1 protein-coding gene (running past both ends of the window) is annotated in these 21,481 nt (G+C 70.7%); it reads left to right on the forward strand.

Every position in this 21,481-nt window falls within one protein-coding gene, locus F8M74_RS06615, for a non-ribosomal peptide synthase/polyketide synthase (RefSeq protein WP_141253775.1), read on the forward strand. The gene is 42,819 nt long; 14,449 of those nucleotides lie to the left of the window and 6,889 to its right, leaving coding positions 14,450-35,930 in view (codon 4,817, partial, through codon 11,977, partial); the first complete codon in view begins at position 3. The start codon and the stop codon both lie outside this window.

Genomic DNA, 21,481 nt, shown 5'->3' on the forward strand with positions numbered 1-21,481 from the left:
TGCTGAAGGCAGGCGCGGCCTACGTGCCAGTGGACCCGACGTACCCGAAGGAGCGGCTGGGGTGGATGCTGGAGGACACCGGGGCGTCGGTGCTGCTGACGCACAAGAAGTGGAAGTCGGTGCTTCCGCCCAGCGCTGCCCGCGTGGTGAGCCTCGACACCGCAGCAGGCGAAGTGGCGAAGCAGCCGGTGACGAAGCCGTCGGTGCAGGTGGGCCCGGAGTCGCTGGCGTACGTCATCTTCACCTCTGGAAGCACGGGGCGTCCGAAGGGGGCGATGAATGCGCACGGGGGCGTCGTCAACCGGCTGAAGTGGATGCAGGAAGAGTACGGGCTGAGTGGCACGGACGTGGTGCTGCAGAAGACGCCCTTCAGCTTCGACGTGTCGGTGTGGGAGTTCTTCTGGCCGCTGCTGGCGGGGGCGAAGTTGGTGGTGGCGCGGCCTGGAGGGCACCAGGAGCCGGCGTACCTGGTGAAGCTGATGAAGGCGGAGGGCGTGACGACGGTGCACTTCGTGCCGTCCATGCTGCGCGCCTTCGTGGAGGAGCCCGGGCTGGAGGGGTTGGCGAGCCTGCGGCGGGTGGTGTGCAGCGGCGAGGCGCTGAGCGCGGAGCTGGTGAAGAAGGCGTACGCGCGGCTGCCCGCCCCGGTGCGGGTGCACAACCTCTACGGCCCGACAGAGGCAGCAGTAGACGTCACGTACTGGCCCTGCCCGCGTGGGGAGGACTTCCAGCGCGTCCCCATTGGCCGGCCGGTGGCGAACACGTTGCTATACGTGCTGGACAAGCACGGGCAGCTGGCGCCGGTGGGCATTCCGGGCGAGCTGCACATTGGCGGCGTGCAGGTTGGACGCGGGTACTGGCAGCGGCCTCAACTGACGGCGGAGCGCTTCATCCCGGATGCCTTCAGCGGCACGCCGGGCGCGCGCCTCTACCGCACCGGAGACGTGGCGCGGTGGCTGGCGGACGGCACGCTGGAGTACCTGGGCCGGGCGGACTTCCAGGTGAAGCTGCGCGGCTTCCGCATCGAGTTGGGCGAAATCGAGGCCACGCTGCGCGCTCACCTCGATGTGTTCGACGCCGTCGCGGTGGTCCGCGAAGACGCCCCGGGCGATCAGCGCCTCGTGGCCTATGTCACGGGGGAGCCTGCCCTGAACGTGGCGGCCCTGCGGGCACGGCTGGCTGAGCAGCTACCGGCCCACATGGTGCCTACGACCATCGTGCCCCTGCCGTCCCTACCTCTGTCTCCCAACGGCAAGGTGGACCGCAAGGCCCTGCCCCAGCCAATGGCAACCCCTGTCTCCGGGGCCTCGGCCCCCCCACCCGTGCAAGAGCGCATGACTCCCTTCCAACAGCGCGTCGCCGCGCTCTTCCGTGAGCTCCTTCGCGTGGAGCGCGTGGGCCTGCACGACGACTTCTTCTCGCTGGGCGGTCACTCGCTACTGGCCACGCAGCTCATCTCCCGGCTGCGCACGACGTTCGGCGTGGAGCTGTCCCTCAACGCGCTCTTCGACGCGCCCTCCGTGGCCCGCGTCACCGAACTCGTCGAGGAACGCATGCTCGTTCGCGCCAGCGCGCCCCAGATTCCGGCGCTCCGGCCCGTGCCGCGCGATGGGAGCCTGCCGCCGTCCTTCGCGCAGCAGCGGCTGTGGCTCATCGACCAGCTCCAGCCCGGCGGCAGCCAGTACAACCTGCCAGGAGCGGTCCGGCTGGAAGGCGCGCTGGACACCGAGGCCCTGCGGCGTGCGCTGGAGTACCTCGTCAGACGCCATGAGCCGCTGCGCACCAGCTTTATCATGCGTGACGGTGACCCCCTCCAGGTCATCCACCCCGCGACGGAGTGGGCGCTCCCGCTGACGGACCTCACCGGCCTGCCCCAAGGCGACCGCGAGGCCGAGGCGCGCCGGCTGGCCGCCACGGAAGCGGGACAGCCGTTCGATTTGAGCGCGGGTCCGCTCCTGCGCACCCTGCTGTTGAAGCTGGACGCCGAGCTGCACGTACTGGTGCTGACGATGCACCACATCGTGTCGGACGGCTGGTCGCTCGGCGTCATCGTGCGCGAGGTCGCCGCCGCCTACGACGCGTTCGCCCAGGGCCGTGGCCCCGCGCTGCCGCCGCTGCCCATCCAGTACGCGGACTTCGCGTCCTGGCAGCGGCAGTGGCTCCAGGGGGACGTGCTCAACGCGCAGGTGGACTGGTGGAAGGAGCAGCTCGCCGGTGCGCCACAGGTCCTGGACCTGCCCACCGACAAGGCACGGCCCACCCAGCGTTCGCAGTTCGGCGAGCTCCACCCCATCCACCTGCCCCAGGAGGTGGTGGCGCCGTTCCTGGCGCTCGCGCGGCAGGCCGGGGTCACGCCCTACATGGCGCTGCTGGCCGTGTGGCAGGTGCTGCTCGCGCGTTACAGCCGGCAGGAGGACCTGCTCGTGGGCTCGCCCATCGCGGGCCGCCGCCACGGCGAGGTCGAGGGCCTGGTCGGGTTCTTCGTCAACACGCTGGTGCTGCGAGCCCGGGTTCGTCCGCGTGACTCGTTCCGCGCGTTCCTCGCGCAGGTCCGTGACACCACCCTGGCCGCGTACGAGCACCAGGACCTCCCCTTCGAGAAGCTGGTCGAGGAGCTCCATCCGCGCAGGGATTTGGGCCGCAATCCGCTGGTGCAGAGCTTCTTCTCGCTGCTGAACACCCCTACGGGACCGATGCAGGCCACCGGCCTCACGCTGCGGCCGGCGGACGTGGACATCGGGACCTCGCGCTTCGACCTGGGCCTTGTCCTCACAGACGATGCCGACGGCCTGCGCGGTGCCATCGAGTACAGCACCGACCTCTTCGAGACCGCCACCGTGGCCCGCATCGCCGGGCACCTGCGCATGCTCATGGAGTCCGTGGCCGCGGCGCCGGACCAGCCGCTGGGCACGCTGGAGATGCTCACCCCGGGCGAGCGTCACCAGCTCCTCCTGGAGTGGAATGACAACTCGGCACGGTACGACGGCGCTGGCGCCACCATCGCGGAGGTCATCGCGCGGCACGCCTCCCTGCGCCCGTTCGCCGCGGCGCTGGAGTGCGGTGACGAGACGCTGACCTTCGAGCAACTGGACTCGCGGGCCAATCAACTGGCGAACCTGCTCCGGTCGCGCGGCGTGAGCACGGAAGTGCTCGTGGCCGTGAGCCTGGACCGGGGCTCGGCGTGGGTCATCGCGATGCTGGCGGTGCTCAAGGCCGGAGGCGCCTTCGTGCCGCTGGACGCGTCGTACCCCGCGCAGCGGCTGGCCATCATGCTGGAGGATGCGACGCCGCACCTGCTGCTCACGTCGCGGGCCAATCACGCGAAGCTGCCGCTCCCTGACAGTGGGCTTCCCACCGTGCTCCTGGAAGAGCTGGACCTGTCGGAGTGGCCCTCCACGCCGCCGGTGTCCGACGTGGGCTCGAACCACCTGGCCTACGTGATGTTCACGTCTGGGAGCACGGGGCGCCCGAAGGGCGTGGGCATCCCGCACCGAGGCGTGCTGCGCCTCATGCACAGCGAGACCTTCATCCGCTTCGGCGTTCGGGAGACGGGGCTCGTCATGGCGCCCGCCTCGTTCGACGGCTCGGTGATGGAGCTGTGGATTCCGTTGCTCCATGGAAGCCGCGTCGTCCTCTATCCGCCGGAGGCGCAGGCCAGCGACCTGGACACGCTCTCCCGCGTGGTGGACCGGCACGGCGTCACGCTCATCCACTTCCCCGCGGGTCTGTTCTCCCAGGTGGTGGAGCACCGGACCGACCTGCTGAAGAAGCTGCGGGCCATCCACGTGGTGGGTGACATCCTGTCCGCCCCGCACACGCGCCGCACGCTGAGCACCACCGGTGTTCCCGTCACCAACGGCTACGGCCCGACGGAGAACTCCATCATCTCAGCCACTTACACGGCCTACGAGGCCTCACAGGTCGGGGCCTCCGTGCCCATTGGCCGGCCGGTGTCGAACACCCAGGCCTACGTGTTGGATTCGCAGCTCCAACTGGTCCCCGTGGGGGTGCCCGGCGAGTTGTACGTGGGCGGTGAAGGGCTCGGGCGCGGGTACGTGTCGCGGCCGGACCTCACAGCAGAGCGCTTCATCCCCGCCCCTTTCGCCACCCAGCCTGGTGCGCGCCTCTACCGGACGGGAGACCTGGTCCGGTGGCGCCCGGACGGCACGCTGGAGTTCATTGGCCGCAGCGACAACCAGGTGAAGGTGCGCGGGTTCCGCATCGAGCTGGCGGAGGTCGAGGCCGCGCTGCGCACCCAGCCCGGCGTGCTGGAAGCCGCCGCCGTGGTCCGAGAGGACGTCCCCGGCGACAAGCGGCTGGTGGCCTACGCCATGGGCCGTGACGACGCGCCGTTGGAGGTCGCGGCGCTCCGCGCGGGGATGCGCCAGCGGCTCCCCGAGTACATGGTGCCGTCCGTCTTCATGGTCCTCCCCACGCTGCCGCTGAGCACCAGTGGCAAGGTGGACCGCAAGGCGCTCCCGGCGCCGGACAGCGCGTCCACGGGCCGTGATGGCCGCTTCGTGGAGCCTTCCAGCCCGCTGGCGCAGCAGCTCGCGGCGCTGTGGGCGAAGGAGCTGGGCACGGAGCGCATTGGCCTCCATGACCACCTCTTCGACGACCTGGGCGGAACGTCCCTGTCGGTGGTGCGCATCGCCAAGCGCATGCGCGAGACGTTGAACCGGGAGGTGCCGGTGGTGTGGCTGTTCGAGCACCCCACCGTGGACGCGCTGGCCAACGCCCTGGAGCGCGACGCGAAGGTGGACGAGGCCCCCGCCGCCGCCGCGCGGCCCCAGCCTGGGTCCGAAGCCAGCGCCGAGGCGAAGCCCGCCACGGGCGCTGGTCTGGTCGCCATCGTGGGCATGTCGGGCCGCTTCCCGGGTGCCAGCTCCGTCCATGACTTCTGGCGGAACCTGCGCGACGGCGTGGAGTCCATCTCCCGCTTCACCCCCGAGCAGTTGGAGCGGCTGCCCGGCCTGCCCGAGGGCCTGGAGCTTTCACAGCACCCGGCCTTCGTCCCGGCGGGCGGTGTCCTGGACGGCGTCGACGGGTTCGACCCGGGCTTCTTCGACCTGTCGCTGCGCGAGGCGCAGTGGATGGACCCGCAGCAGCGGCTCTTCCTCCAGACGGCGTGGTCCGCGCTGGAGGACGCGGGCATCGACCCTGAGCGCACGCCCGAGGCCATCTCGCTGTACGCGGGCGCCATCGACTCCGGCTACAAGGACGCGGTCCGCGCCACGCTGCCGCTGGATGGCGCGGCGCTGTTCGAGCTCTACGGCACCGCCACGCATGAGAGCCTGGCCACGAAGGCCTCGTTCAAGCTGGGGCTCACCGGTGAGAGCGTCCTCGTGTACACGGCGTGCTCCACGGGGCTCGTCGCCGTCCACCTCGCGTGCCAGAACCTGCTGGCGGGTCGTTCGGGCGTGGCCCTGGCGGGGGCCACGCGCATCGCCGTCCCGCAGCGCACCGGCTACGTCTACCAGGAGGGCATGATCCTCTCTCCGGACGGCCATTGCCGGAGCTTCGACGCGAACGCGCAGGGCACGGTGTCCGGGAACGGCGTCGCGTGCGTGGTCCTCAAGCGGCTGGAGGACGCGCAGCGGGATGGCGACTCCATCTACGCCGTCATCCGGGCCACGGCGACGAACAACGACGGGCGCTACAAGTCCGGCTACACCGCCCCCAGCGTCCAGGGCCAGGCGGCGGTCATCGCCCAGGCGCTCGCGCGCTCCGGCGTGCAGGCCCAGGACATCGGCTACGTGGAGACCCACGGCACCGCGACGCCGCTGGGCGACCCTATTGAAGTGGCCGCGCTCCAGCGCGCCTACGGCCTGGGCGCCGAGCACCGGGGCACCATCGCCCTGGCCTCGCTGAAGAGCAACATGGGCCACCTGGACACGGTGGCCGGGCTGGCGGGCCTCATGAAGGTCGCGCTGTCCCTGCACCACGGCGAGGTGCCGCCCAGCCTGCACTTCGAGCGGCCCAATCCGCAGATCGACTTCGACGCCAGTCCCTTCTTCGTCAACACCACGCTGCGGCCGTGGCCGAGGACCGACACGCCGCGCCGTGCGGCCGTCAGCTCCTTCGGCATTGGCGGCACCAACGCCCACGCAGTGCTCGAGGAGTCCCCCATGGCGCACAGTGGCTCCACCACGCGCTCGCATCAGGTCGTCACGCTGTCCGCCCGCTCCGCCGAGGCGCTGGAGGCGGCGTCGCGGCAGCTCGCCGGACATGCGGAGGCCCAGGCCTCGGGCCTGTCCCTGGCGGACGTGGCCTTCACGCATGCCGTGGGGCGCAAGGCCTTCGAGTTCCGGCGCACCGTGGTGGCACGGGACGCCGCGGACCTGACGGCGCGGCTGCGCAAGCCGTACACGCCGGTGAAGGTGACCGATGCCGATGTGAACCGCCGCCGGGTGGCCTTCATCTTCCCGGGCCAGGGCGCGCAGCAGGCGGGCATGGGCCGCGAGCTGTACGAAGCGGAGCCGGCCTTCCGCGCCCACGCGGATGCGTGCCTGGCGCTGCTGGAGCCCGCGCTCCGGGAGCGGGTCCGCGAGGTGCTGTTCGCTGGGCCGGGAGTGGACGCCGCCGCGGTGGCGGATACCCGTGCCGCCCTGCCCGCGCTGTTCACGGTGGAGTACTCGCTGGCCCGGATGTGGATGGACTGGGGCCTGCGGCCCTACGCCGTGCTGGGGCACAGCTTCGGTGAGTACGCCGCCGCGTGCCTGTCGGGCGTGCTGTCGCTGGAAGACGCGATGCGGCTCGCCGTGGCGCGGGGCGAGCTGATGCACCGGATGCCCCCGGGCGCGATGCTCGCGGTGGCGATGCCGGAGTCGCAGGTGCTGCCGTTGTTGACGGGGCGACTGTCGCTGGCGGCCATCAATGCGCCGGACCGCTGCGTCGTCGCCGGGCCCATCTCGGAGGTGGAGCGGCTCCAGGAGGAGTTGCGCCGCCTTGAGGTGGGCACGGTGCGGATGCCCGCGCCGCATGCGTTCCATTCGGCGGACGTGGAGCCGCTGATGCCGGCGCTGGCGGAGGTGGTGGCTTCACTCCATCGCCAGGCGCCGACGCTCCGGTACGCCTCCAGCGTCACGGGCCGTTGGGCACAGGCGAACGAGCTGGCCCAGCCGGATTACTGGGCGGCGCAGATGCGTCAGCCGGTGCGCTTCACGAATGCCGTGGGGGCGCTGCTCGAAGAGGGCTGCAGCCTGCTGCTGGAGGTGGGCCCGGGCCAGGACCTGACCCCGCTGGTGCGTGCCTGCCTGGGGCGGGACAAGGAGCGGGTCAAGGCGGTGGCCACGCTGCGCCGTGGCGGGACGACCCCGGAGCACGCGAGTCTGATGACCGCGGTGGGCGAGCTGTGGACCCTGGGCGTTTCGGTGGACTGGAGCGTCTTCTACGGCCACGAACAGCGGCTGCGCCTGCACCTGCCGACGTACCCGTTCCAGGAGAAGCGGTGCTGGGTGGAGGCACCGGCGCGGCCGGCGCCCGTGGCCATTCCCTCGCTGGCGAATGGCGGCCAGACGCACGGCAGCCTCGCGGTGCCCCACGCCACGTCGCCGCATCAGGCCCAGGAGACGCCTGCACCTGCCGCCACGCCAGCGCGTGAAGATGCGCCGCGAGGTGACATCGAGGAACGGCTGGCTTCGCTCTGGCGCGAGCGGCTCGGCCTGCCATTCGTGGGCCGCGACGACAACTTCCTGGAGATTGGCGGCAACTCGCTGATGGCCGCCCAGCTCCTCAACCAGGTGCGGTCCACGTTCGGCGTCCAGCTCCCACTGGCTGCGCTGTTCGAGGCCCCCACCGTGGCGGGCATCGCGCAGCGCATCGAGCCCCTGCTGCATCAGGCCCCGGTCGTGGAGAGCTCGCGCGAGCTGCCCATCGTCCCGCTGCCTCGGAACGAGCCCCTGCCGCTGTCCTTCGTGCAGGAGCGCGTCTGGCGCCTGGAGCAGCACCTGCCGGGACTGTCCGCGTACAACATCCCGTTCGTCCTGAGGCTGGAAGGCGCCGTGGATGCGGTCCTCCTGGAGCGCGCCATCCAGGAGATCATCCAGCGCCACGAGTCCCTGCGGACGACCTACGACGTGGTGGACGGCCGCCCCGTGCAGCGCTTCCACGCGCGGATGCACATCCCGCTGGTGCGCGTGGACCTCACCGGCGCCCCCGAGCACTGCGAAGCCGAGGCCATGCGGTTGGCCCGCGAGGACGCCGCGAAGCCGTTCGACCTGGTGAAGGGCCCTGTCGTTCGGACCACGCTGGTCCGGCTCGACGAGCGCCTCCACATCTTGCTGGGCAACATCCACCACATCGTCAGCGACACGCTGTCCATCTCCATCTTCATCCACGAGCTGTTCCAGTGCTACGCGGCCTTCCAGCAGGGCCGGCCGTCTCCCCTGCCCCCGCTGCCCGTGCAGTACGCGGACTTCGGCGCCTGGCAGCGGAAGGTCGTCGCCGAAGGGCGCTTGCCCGAGCAGGAATCGTGGTGGCGTCAGCAGCTCGCCGCCATGCCGAGGCAGCTCGGCATCGCCACGGACCGGCCGCGCCCTCCGACGAGTCCGCTCACGTCGGTGCGCATGCCGGTGTCCTTCTCCACCGCACTGTCTCGCGAGGTGGCGGAGTTCGGAAAGCGTGAGGGCTACACCTCGTACATGATGGTGCTCGCCGCGTGGCAGGCGCTGCTGCACCGCTACAGCGGGCAGACGGACATCATCGTCGGTACGCCCATCGGCAACCGCACGCGGCCGGAGCTGTTGCCGCTCATCGGGTACGTGGCGCACTCGGCCGCGTTCCGCACCAGCTTCGCGGACGACCCGACGTTCCTCGAGCTGCTGGCCCGCGTGCGGCAGGAGGTCAACGACGTCCAGCTCCGTCCGGACGTGCCCTTCGAGCACCTCGTGGAGGCCCTCATCCCGGGCAAGGACATTGGCCGGGGCCGGTTGACGGACACCATCGTCGTCTTCCACACCACCGCGGGTGGAGCCGCCGCGGCGCTGGAGCTGACCGGCGTCCGTGGGACCATGATGGAAGTGCCGGATGCCCCGGTGCAGTGGGGCGCGACGCTGTCTGACCTGTCGCTGGTCCTTGGCGATGACTCCGGCCGCATCGGCGGCGCGCTGGAGTACGCCACTGAGCTGTTCGACGAAGCCACGGCCCGGCGCATCGTGGAGCATCTCCAAGTGCTGCTGGGCTCCGCGCTGGCCCGGCCCTCGGAGCGCATCTCCCGGTTGCCCCTGGCCACGGAGGCGGACCGAAGCGCCTGGCCTGCCCCCCTGCCCCGGTCCATCTCCACGCCGGTTCCCACTCGACTGTCGCAACGCGCGGCCCGTCAACCGGGAGCCACCGCCGTCCTTCAGGGCGCGACGTCGTGGACCTGGAGCGACCTGGCCCAGCGTGCGCGCAACGTGGCCGCACGGCTGCGCGCGCTCGGCGTGCAACCCGGTGAGCCGGTCGCGGTCTGCCTGAAGCCGTCCCCCACGAAGCTCGCTGTCCTCTGGGGTGTCCTGGAAGCCGGTGGCGCCGTCGTCGCCGTGGGCTCCACGGACCTGGGGCGCCTGTCGGACTTCGCGTCGCCGGGAGCCCAGGTGCCGGTGCTCATCACGTGGCGAGGCATCATGACCGCCGCCCGGCTGGATGCCGCGCGAGTGCTCCATGTGGAGGACGCGCTGGAGGCTTCTGGTGCCGTGGCGGAGCGCCCGGCCCCGGCCCCGGAAGCGCTGGCGTGGCTGCTGCCCGTGGGCGCCAACCAGTCGCCGTGGGCCCTGGTGCACCAGGGGCTCACCGAGCTCTTCGACGCGCTCGACAAGCGGCTGCGCCCCTCGGACGGCGCCACGTGGGTGGCCGCCGCGGAGTCCTCGGCGGAGCGTCCTGAGCTGGAGGCCCTGTGGGCCCTGTCTCGAGGGCTGACCGTGACGTTCCCCTCCGAGCAGGTGACGGCTCAGTGGGAAGTGCTCCAGGGCGGAGGCCCGCGCCAGGGCGCGATGGACCTGAGCCTCATCTACTTCGCCAACGATGAAGACTCCCTCGTCGGCCCGAAGTACGAGCTGTTGATTGAAGGCGCGAAGTACGCGGATGCCAACGGCTTCTCCGCGGTGTGGACGCCGGAGCGGCACTTCCATTCGTTCGGCGGCCTCTACCCCCAGCCCGCGGTGGTGGCGGGCGCGCTGGCCACCATCACCCGCAACCTGAGCCTCCGCTCGGGTAGCGTCGTCCTCCCGCTGCATGACCCGCTGCAAGTCGCCGAGCAGTGGTCCGTGGTGGACAACCTCTCCGGAGGCCGCGCGGGCCTGTCGATTGCCACGGGCTGGCACGTGGCGGACTTCACCTTCGCCCCGCAGAACTTCGAGGACCGCCGCAACGTCCTCCTGCGGAACCTGGAGACGGTCCGCGCCCTCTGGCGAGGCGAGAAGCTCCGCCGTCCGGGTGGCGGCGGCGTCACCGTGGAGGTGGGCCTGCGGCCCAAGCCCGTCCAGAAGGAGCTGCCCGTGTGGCTCACGGCCGCCGGCAGCCCGGAGACGTTCCGTCTGGCGGGTGAGGTGGGCGCTGGCGTGCTCACCGGTCTGCTCACGCAGTCACTGGAGGAGCTGAAGCAGAAGGTGGGGCTCTACCGCGAAGCCTGGCGCCGCAACGGGCATCCGGGCCGTGGCCACGTCGCGTTGATGCTGCACGCGTTCATCGGCGATGACGAACAGGAGGTGCTGCGCACGGTCCGCAAGCCGCTGCTGAGCTACTTCCGGAGTTCGGCGGAGATCACCGCCACGCTGCTGGCCGCGCAGGGTTACCAGGGCGAAATCGACAAGGTGTCCGAGGAGGACGTGAATGCCCTGCTCGAACACACCTTCGAGCACCACGCGAAGGGCACCGGCCTCATCGGCACGGTGGAGAGCGGTGTGCAGCGCCTGCTCCACGTCCGGGAAGCCGACGTGGACGAGGTGGCCTGCCTCATCGACTTCGGCCTGGACACGCCGGTGGTGCTGGAGGGACTGCGCCGGCTGACCGTGATTCGCGAGCGCCTGGTGCAGGACGCCTCGCAGCGGAAGGTCCAGCGGCAGGCGGAGGGAACACTGGCGGTGGACGAGTTGCTGGCGCTGGCCCGCCGGTCGGGCGCCGTCCTGCTGCATGCCTCGGCGCGGCTCGCGCGCACGCTGGTGGAGTTGCCGCAGGCCCGAGAGGCACTGGAGCCCGTGGGCGCGCTCGTCCTGGACGGCGCCTCCGCGGAGCTGGCCTTATCGCTGCACCGGAACCTGGGTACGGAGGTCCTGCTCGCGGGCGCCGCTGGCGAGGGAGGCCTGCTGCCACGGCCTCCGACAGAGCGTGTCCCCGAAGGGCTCCAGTCCTGGGTGCTGGACGCGGCTGGATTGCCGGTCCCCCCGGGCGTCGTGGGTGAGCTGGCCCTGGAGGGCGCGGGCCTTCCTTGGGACTTGTGGCGGGCCAACGAGCAGGAGCGCCGCCGCTTCGTGCAGCACCCGTCGAGCAGCTCGACCCGGCTCTTCCGGACCGGACGGCACGCGCGGCTCCGCGTGGACGGCCGCGTGGAGCACGTCACCCTCCCCGCCGCACCCAAGGTGCAGGCCCCCGTGGCCGCGCAGAAGCCCAAGCCCAAGGCGCCCGCGCCGACGCTGCAGCCCGAGCACTCGGCGATTCCCCGCGTGCCCCGGACCCGGCCGCTGCCCCTGTCCTTCGCACAGCAGCGGCTCTGGTACCTCCAGCAGCTCGACCCGAGCAGCACGGCGTACAACAACGGCTCCAGCTTCCGCCTCACCGGCCCGCTGAACGTCGAGGCGCTCCAGGCCGCGCTCAACGAGGTGGTGCAGCGGCACGAAGTCCTCCGCACCACCTACCAGCTCACGGAAGAAGGCGCGGTCCAGCTCATCCACGCGGAGGGCTCGCTGCCGATGCCGGTGGAGGACGTCCCCGGCGATACGGCGGAAGCGCGTGAAGCGGAGATGCTGCGGCGGTGCGCGGCGCTCGGAGCGCTTCCCTTCGACCTGGACAAGGGGCCGGTGGCCCGCGCGGTGCTGCTCCGGATGGGACCGGAGGAGCACGTCCTGAGCCTGATGCAGCACCACGTCATCTCCGACGCATGGTGCACCCTGGTGCTGGGCCGCGAGCTGTCGGTGCTCTACGCCTGCTTCAGCGCGGGCATCCCCTCGCCGCTTCCGCCGCTGGAGGTGCAGTACGCCGACTACGCGGTGTGGCAGCGCCAGTGGTTGGAAGGCGCGGTGATGGAAGAGCAGGTCCGATGGTGGAAGGAGCGGCTCACGTCCGTCCCAGCGCTCGAGCTGCCTACGGACCGGCCTCGGCCTTCGGTGCAGTCCTACGCGGGCGGCAGCTTTCGCTTCGAGCTGCCCTCCGATGTCTCGGAGCCCCTCCTCGCCTTCGGTCGGCGCGAGGGCGCCACGTCGTTCATGGTGCTCATGGCGCTGTTCCAAGCGCTGCTGGGGCGCACGGCGGGCCAGGAGGACTTCGCGGTGGGCATCCCGACGGCCGGTCGTTCCCGGCCGGAGGTGGAGGGGCTGCTCGGCTGCTTCGTGAACACGCTCGCGCTGCGCTCGCGGCTGGAGGGGGCGCCGTCGTTCCGCGAGCTGCTGGGGCGCGTGAAGCACCAGTCACTGGATGCGTTCGCGCACCAGGACGCGCCCTTCGAGCGCATCATCGAAGCGCTCCAGTTGCCGCGTGACCAGAGCCGCACGCCCGTGTTCCAGGCTGTCCTCAACGTGGTCAACACGCCCACCGTGGACGTGTCGCATCAGGCGCTGAAACTGAGTCAGCTCGGCCTCGAGGCGGATACGTCCAAGTTCGACCTGAGCCTGGAAATCGTCGAGCGGAAGAACATCCTGTTCTGCCGCTTCGAGTACGCGTCGAGTCTCTTCGACGGCGGCACCGTGGAGCGGCTCGCGGGCCATCTGATTGAGCTCGCCCGGGCCGTCCTCGTCACGCCGGACGTGCCTCTGCAACGCGTGGCCATCCTTTCGGAGGATGAGCGCCGCCAGGTGCTGAAGGGCTTCCAGGGACGGGAGATGGTGCCCGCTTCGGAGGCGACCCTCAACGCGTTGATGGAAGCGCGGGTGGCGCGGACGCCGGACGCGGTGGCGGTGGCGTTCGAGACGGAGCAGCTGACGTATCGGGAGCTGGACGCGAGGGCCAACCAGCTGGCGCACCACCTGCGTGGCCTGGGGGTGGCACCGGAGTCGCTGGTGGGGGTGTGCCTGGAGCGCTCTGTGGACATGGTGGTGGCGCTGCTGGGCGTGCTGAAGGCAGGCGCGGCCTACGTACCAGTGGACCCGGCGTACCCGAAGGAGCGGCTGGGGTGGATGCTGGAGGACACCGGGGCGTCAGTGCTGCTGACGCACGAGAAGTGGAAGTCGGTGCTTCCACCCAGCGCGGCGCGAGTGGTGTGCCTGGACAGCGCGGCGGGTGAAGTGGCGAAGCAGCCGGTGACGAAGCCGGCGGTGCAGGTGGGCCCGGAGTCGCTGGCGTACGTCATCTTCACCTCGGGAAGTACGGGGCGTCCGAAGGGGGCGATGAATGCGCACGGGGGCGTCGTCAACCGGCTGAAGTGGATGCAGGAGGAGTACGGGCTCAACGGCACGGACGTGGTGCTGCAGAAGACGCCCTTCAGCTTCGACGTGTCGGTGTGGGAGTTCTTCTGGCCGCTGCTGGCGGGAGCGAAGCTGGTACTCGCGCGGCCGGGTGGGCACCAGGAGCCGGCGTACCTGGTGAAGCTGATGAAGGCGGAGGGCGTGACGACGGTGCACTTCGTGCCGTCCATGCTGCGCGCCTTCGTGGAGGAGCCAGGGCTGGAGGGTTTGGCGAGCCTGCGGCGGGTGGTGTGCAGCGGCGAGGCGCTGAGCGCGGAGTTGGTGAAGAAGGCCTACGCGCGGCTGCCCGCCCCGGCGCGGGTGCACAACCTCTACGGCCCGACAGAGGCAGCAGTAGACGTCACGTACTGGCCCTGCCCGCGTGGGGAGGACTTCCACCGGGTGCCCATTGGCCGCCCCGTGGCGAATACGGTGCTGTACGTGCTGGACAAGCACGGGCAGCCGGCGCCGGTGGGCATTCCGGGCGAGCTGCACATTGGCGGCGTGCAGGTGGGACGCGGGTACTGGCAGCGGCCTCAACTGACGGCGGAGCGCTTCATCCCGGATGCCTTCAGCGGCATTCCGGGCGCGCGCCTCTACCGCACCGGAGACGTGGCGCGGTGGCTGGCGGACGGCACGCTGGAGTACCTGGGCCGGGCGGACTTCCAGGTGAAGCTGCGCGGCTTCCGCATCGAGCTGGGTGAAGTCGAGACCGCGCTGCGCACGCATCCCGGCGTACGCGACGCCGTTGCCGTGGTGCGAGAGGAGACTCGGGGGGATGCCCGCCTCGTGGCCTATGTCACGGGTGACTCAACGCCGCTGGAGGCCGACGCGCTGCGAGCGCATCTGCTGAAGCAGCTCCCCCAGCACATGGTGCCTACGACCTTCGTTCATCTGGGCGTCTTGCCGCTGACGCCCAGCGGGAAGGTGGACCGCAAGGCCCTGCCCGCCCCCGAGGCACCCACCGTCCAGCGAGGCCTCTACGTGGCGCCGCGCACGCCGACGGAGGAGTCCCTGACCGAGCTCTTCGCCCAGGTGCTCGGCGTCGGCCGCGTCGGCATCCACGACGGGTTCTTCGAACTGGGAGGCCACTCCCTCCTGGCCACGCAGGTGGTGGTGCGCATGCGGACGCGCTTCGGCATCGAGCTCCCGCTGCGCGCCTTCTTCGAGTCCCCCACGGTCGCCGGACTCGCGGCGTACCTGGACGGCCAGAAGAACGCGCCCGCGCAGTCCAACACCGCGGTGCCGGCGCTGACCCACGCGGACCGGCGCGCGCCGCTGCCCCTGTCCTTTTCCCAGCAGCGACTGTGGGTCATCAGCCAGTGGAGCGAATCGGATAGCAGTGCCTACAACCACCCGCTGGCGCTCCAGCTCACGGGCACGCTCAACCTGCCCGCGCTCCAGCGAAGCTTCGACACGCTGGTTGCCCGCCACGAGGTGCTGCGGACGACGTTTCGCATGGAAGGCGGCGCACCCGTCCAGGTCATCCACCCACCCTCTCAGGTTCCCATCCAGGTCTTGGACTTGTCGGGTGAGGCCGTCGCCCATCTTCGTGAGGCGGAGACGCTGCGACGGGTCCAGGAAGAGGTCCAACGCCCCTTCGACCTGGCGAATGGCCCGGTGGTCCGCGGCATCCTGTTGAAGCAGTCCGCGACGGAGCACGTGCTGGTGCTCAACATGCACCACATCGTCACCGACGGCTGGTCCAACGGCGTGATGGTCCGGGAGATGGCGGCGATCTACGGCGCCTTCCGGCAGGGGCAGCCGTCTCCCCTGCCCCCGCTCCCGTTCCAGTACGCGGACTTCGCGGGGTGGCAGCGCAAGTGGCTCCAGGACCGGGTCCTGGAGGCGCAGCTCGACTACTGGCGCGGGATGCTCGCGGACGCGCCGCCGTACCTGGAACTCCCCACCGACAAGCCGAGGCCGGAGCAGCCGTCCTTCCAGGGCGACAACACGCCCATCCAATTGCCGGCGGCCCTGAGCGACGCCGTGGACGCGCTCGCGCTGAAGGAGCGGGCAACGCCCTTCATGGTGTTGCTCTCTGCCTTCCAGGTGCTGCTGAACCGGTACTCCGGGCAGGACGACGTGCTGGTGGGCTCGCCCATCGCCGGCCGTCGCCATGCGCAGACGGAGGGGCTCATCGGCTTCTTCGTCAACACGTTGGTCCTGCGCGCTCGCTTCGGTCAGGATCCGACCTTCCGGGAGCTGCTGGCCCAGGTGCGTGACACCACGCTGGGGGCGTACGAGCACCAGGACCTCCCCGTCGAGCGGCTGGTGGAGGACCTCCGCCCCGCCCGTGAGGAGGGCCGCACGCCGCTATTCCAGGTGATGTTCGCCCTCCAGAACACGCCGGTTCCCGAGCTGACGCTCCCGGAGCTGTCCCTCCGGGGCTTCGAGTCGAAGCACACGGTCAGCCGCTTCGAGCTGGAGCTGGTCCTGTCCCGGGCGACGGAGGGCTACCAGGGCGGGCTCGTCTACAGCACCGACCTGTTCGAGTCCGCCACGGCGGAGCGATTGGTGGCGCACCTCCAGGTCCTGCTGGAAGAAGCCGTGACGTCGCCGGACACCCCTGTCTCCGCGCTGCCGCTCGAAAGGGCGGAGGCGCCGCAGCCGGACGACGCAGCGGACATGGCCCGCGAGGCGACCTTCCACCTGCGCGTCGAGGAACAGGCGGCTCGGACGCCCGATGCCCCCGCCGTGTCGCTGGAGTCCCAGCTCCTCACGTACGCCCAGCTCAACGCGAAGGCGAACCAGCTCGCCGCGCAGCTGCGCACGCTGGGCGTGGGCCCGGAGGTCCGCGTGGGCCTGTGCCTGGAGCGCACGCCCGATGCCATCGTCGCGGTGCTGGCGGTGCTCAAGGCCGGTGGGGCCTTCGTCCCCATCGACCCGGCTGCACCGGCGCAGCGCAAGTCCTTCGTCCTGAAGGACAGCAACGCGTCCGTGCTGCTCACCCTCCAGCACCTGGCCGATGCCTGGAAGCCCCAGGTCCGGAACCTGCTGTGCCTGGATACCGAGGTCTCGAAGCTGGCGTCACTCCCGACGCGGAACGTCGTGGTGAACGTCCTCGGGGAGAACCTCGCGTACGTCATCTACACGTCTGGCTCCACGGGCACGCCCAAGGGCGTCATGGTGCAGCACCGCTCGTTGCTCGCCATGCACGCGGGAACGATGGAGGCGTTCCAGGCAACGGGAGCCACCCGCCAGCGCGTCAGCCTCAACGCCCCGTTCCACTTCGATGGGGCTTTGGAGCCGCTGGTCCATCTGGCGGACGGACACTGCCTCTGCCTGGTGCCCGAGGAGACGCGGAAGGATCCGGAGGCGATGCTGGCGTGGGTGGGGCAGCAGCGCGTGGACGTGCTGGACTGCACGCCCGCGCAGCTGACGCTCTTGCTCCAGGCTGGACTGCTGGAGCAGACGCATGTGCCCTCGCGAATCGTGTGCGCGGGAGAAGCGATGGCCCCGTCGCTCTGGAAGCAGTTGGCCAGCACGGAGCGCACCACGGCGTTCAACGCCTATGGCCCCACGGAGAGCACCGTCTGCGCCACCGCGGCGAGCGTCCGGAACAGCACCGCGCCCGTGCCCGTCATCGGGCGGCCCATCCAGGGCACGCGGGCCTACGTGCTGGATGCGCGGCAGCGGGTGGCCCCGGCGGGCATCGCGGGTGAGCTCTACCTGTCGGGAGACGGCCTGGCCCGTGGGTACCAGGGACAACCGCAGTTGACCGCGGAGCGCTTCATCCCCGACGCGTTCAGTGGAACCCCGGGAGCGCGCCTCTACCGCACGGGGGACAAGGCGCGGTGGCGGCATGACGGCACGCTGGAGTACCTGGGCCGGCTCGACTTCCAGGTGAAGCTGCGCGGCTTCCGCATCGAGCTGGGTGAAATCGAAGCCGTGCTGCGGACCCACGACCAGGTGCAGGAAGCCGTGGTGCTGGTCCGTGAGGACGTGCCCGGCGACAAGCGGCTCGTGGCCTACGTCGTCGTCGTGGTGACTCCAGGGGCCCCGGTGACCGCGGAGATGTTGCGTCAGCACGCCCAGGAGCGGCTGCCGGAGTACATGGTGCCGTCCGCCTTCGTGCTGATGGGCACCCTGCCCCTCACCCCCACCGGCAAGGTGGACCGGAAGGCCCTGCCCGTCCCGGACGTCTCGAACCTGGCCGTCAAACGCGATGTCGAGCCGCCCGCGACGCCCCTCGAGGCTCAGCTGGCGGAGGTCTGGAAGGAGCTGCTGCGTGTCCCCACTGTGGGCCGGCGCGACACCTTCTTCGAACTGGGCGGCCACTCCCTGCTGGCCACCCAGTTGGTGGCGCGGATCCGCGTCACCTTCGACGTGGACCTGAACCTGCGTACGTTCTTCGCAGCGCCCACCGTGGCCGCGCTCGCCGAACGCCTGTCCTCCGCCTCATCCGGCCCCCGGCTTCCAGCCCTGACGCGAGCCCGGGGGGACGGAGCACTGCCGCTCTCCTTCGCCCAACAGCGGCTCTGGTTCCTGGATCAGCTCCAGCCGGGGAACGCGTCCTACAACATGCCGACGGCGCTGCGCCTGTCGGGTGCGTTGGACGTGGCCGCGTTGCAGCGCGCCGTGGACGAAATCGTCCGTCGGCATGAATCGCTCCGCACCACCTTCCAGACCGAGGACGGCGCGCCTCGACAGGTCATCCACGCGCCGCACACCGTGGCGGTGGACCGGGTGGACCTCTCGGGCATCCAAGACGGGACGCACCGGGAAGCGGAGGCGCTGAAGCGCGTCACCGCCGATGCCCGGCGTCCCTTCGACCTGACCCAGGGCCCCCTGCTGCGCGTCACCCTGTTGAAGCTGGCGCCGTCCGAGCACGTGTTGCTGCTGTGCATGCACCACATCATCTCGGATGGCTGGTCCATGGGCGTGCTGGTCCGCGAGGTGACCTCGCTCTACGGCGCCTTCCATGCCGGTCAGCCCGTCACGCTGCCCGAGCTTCCGGTGCAGTACGCCGATTACGCGGTGTGGCAGCGGGGGTGGCTCCAGGGCGACGCGCTGAACCAGCAGTTCGGCTTCTGGAAGGAGCAGCTCGCGGGCGCTCCGCACGGATTGGAGCTTCCGACCGACAAGCCGCGCCCAGCGTTCCTCAGCACCCGGGGCGCGTCGGTGCCCGTACAGCTCTCCCTGGCGCACAGCCAGGGCGTGGAGACGCTGGCCCAGCGCGAGGGTGTCACGCCCTTCATGGTGCTGCTCGCGGCGTACCAAATGCTGCTGAACCGGTACTCGGCCCAGGATGACGTGTTGGTGGGCTCGCCCATCGCGGGTCGACACCATGCGCAGACGGAGAGCCTCATCGGCTTCTTCGTGAACACGCTGGTGCTGCGCGCGCGCTTCGGCCGCGAGCTGACCTTCCGCCAGCTCCTGGCGCAGGTTCGCGAAACCACGCTGGGGGCCTACGAGTATCAGGACCTCCCCGTTGAACGATTGGTGGAGGAACTCCAGGTGGAGCGGGACCCGAGCCGCACCCCGCTCTTCCAGACGCTGTTCACCCTGCAGAACGCGCCCATCCCCGAGCTCGTGTTGCCGGGCCTGACGGTGCGGCCGGCCGACGGTGAGGACACCGGCGTGGCGCTGTTCGAGCTGAGCCTGGACCTGTTCCGTGGCGCGGACGGCTTCAGCGGGACGCTCAACTACAGCACCGATTTGTATGAAGAGACCACGGCCCAGCGGCTGGCCTCGCACTACCAACGGCTCCTGGAAGGCGTCCTGGCCCGGCCGGACGAGCGTGTCGCCGCGCTGCCGATGATGCTTCCCGAGGAGCGTCAGGCCGTGCTCGAAGCCGCGAGCGGCGCTCGGGAGCCACTTCCGAAGGACGCGCGCATCCACGCGCTCTTCGAGGCACAGGTGTCTCGCACGCCCGACGCGCTGGCCGTGGTGGCGGGTGCCGAGTCGGTGACGTACCGGGAGCTGGATGCGCGGGCGAACGCGCTCGCCCTTCGCCTGCGCGCGGCGGGCGTGGGACTGGAGCATCGCGTCGCGGTGTGCGTGGAGCGCTCAGTGGAGCTGCTGGTCGCGCTGCTGGGGGTGCTCAAGGCTGGCGGGGCGTACGTGCCGCTGGACTCGGAGTACCCGGCGGAGCGCCTGCGCTTCATGTTGGAGGACAGTTGCGCCCGGATCATCGTGGCCCGTGCTGCGTTCCGCGAGCGTCTGGGGGCAGCGGAGGGCTGCGTCTGGCTGGACGCGGAGGCGCCTCCCTCCTCCGGCGTGCCTCGGGCCCCCGCTGTCCTGGTGCCCCCCGAGGCCGCGGCGTACGTGCTCTACACGTCCGGCTCCACGGGCCGGCCCAAGGGCGTGGTCGTCCAGCACCAGTCGCTGGTGAACTTCACCCGCGCGGCGTGGACATCCTTCCCGGTGGAGCCCGGAGACCGGGTGCTCCAGTTCGCCTCCATCAGCTGGGACACCAGCGCGGAGGAGATCTACCCGTGCCTCACGAGCGGCGGGACGTTGGTCCTCCGGACCCCGGACATGCTCGACGAGCCCGGTGCGTTCCTGGCGAAGTGTGAAGCGGCGGGCGTGACGCAGCTCAACCTGCCCACGGCCTTCTGGCATGACGTGACGGCGAGCCTCGATGCGGGCACCGCCCGCCTCCCCTCGGGGCTGAAGTGGGTGGTGATTGGCGGCGAACGCGTGGCGCCGGAGCGGGTGGCCCAGTGGCAGCGGAGCGTCGGGGTCGAGCTGCCCCTGCTGAACACGTATGGGCTCACCGAGGTGACGGCGGTGGCCACGTCCGTGAACCTGTCAGCGGCCGGAGTCCTGGCGTCCCCGGGTGCCGAGCGCGAGGCGCCCATTGGTCAGGCGCTGACGAACGTGCGGATGTACGTGCTGGACCGCGAGCTGGAGCCCGTCCCTCCGGGCGTGCCCGGAGAGCTGTTCATCGGCGGCCAGGGTGTGGCCCGAGGCTACCTGGGCCGACCGGAGCTGACGGCGGAGCGCTTCGTGCCTTCGCCCTTTGTTGACAGCGAGCGGCTGTACCGGACCGGAGACCTGGCGCGGTGGCGCCGGGACGGGAATCTGGAGTACCTGGGCCGAGGCGACACCCAGGTGAAGGTCCGCGGCGTCCGCATCGAGCCTGGAGAGATTGAGGCCGCCCTCCGCGCGCATCCCACGGTCCATGACGCCGTGGTGCACGTCCGCGAAGACGTCGCTGGCGACAAGCGACTGGTGGCGTACGTCGTGCCGTCGTCCGCGCCAGACGCGGGCCAACTGGAGGCGTCCGCCCTCAGGGAATACCTGCGCCGGAACCTCCCCGAGTACATGGTGCCCGCCGCCTTCGTGTCACTGGCCGCCCTGCCCCTGACGCCTGGTGGGAAGGTGGACCGGAAGGCACTCCCCGCGCCGGAGGCCTCGCAGCTGGCCCTCAAGCGCGACAGCATGCCCCCCGCGACGCTCATGGAGGCCCGGCTGGCGGAGGTCTGGCAGGAGCTGCTGCGAGTCCCCACGGTGGGACGCCATGACAACTTCTTCGAGCTGGGGGGCCACTCCCTACTGGCCACGCGCGTGGTCGCCCGCGTCCGCGCCGACTTCAACGTGGAGCTGAGCCTGCGCGCGTTCTTCGAGGCCCCCACCGTGGCGGCCCTCGCAGAACGTCTGGGCTCCGCCACGCCCGGTCCCCGGCTGCCACCGCTCACCCGGGCCCGGCGCGACGGGCCGGCGCCGTTGTCCTTCGCCCAACAGCGTCTGTGGTTCCTGGATCAGCTCCAGCCGGGCAACGCCTCCTACAACATGCCGTCCGCGCTGCGCCTGTCGGGGACGCTGGACGTCGACGCCTTGCAGCGCGCCGCGGATGCCCTGGTGGAGCGGCACGAATCACTCCGCACCACGTTCCAGGCCCAGGGCGGCGAGCCCCGCCAGGTCATCCATCCACCGCGAGCGCTGCCGCTGAAGGTGGTGGA

This window comes from Myxococcus sp. CA023 (assembly GCF_010998615.1).
Lineage (GTDB): Bacteria > Myxococcota > Myxococcia > Myxococcales > Myxococcaceae > Myxococcus.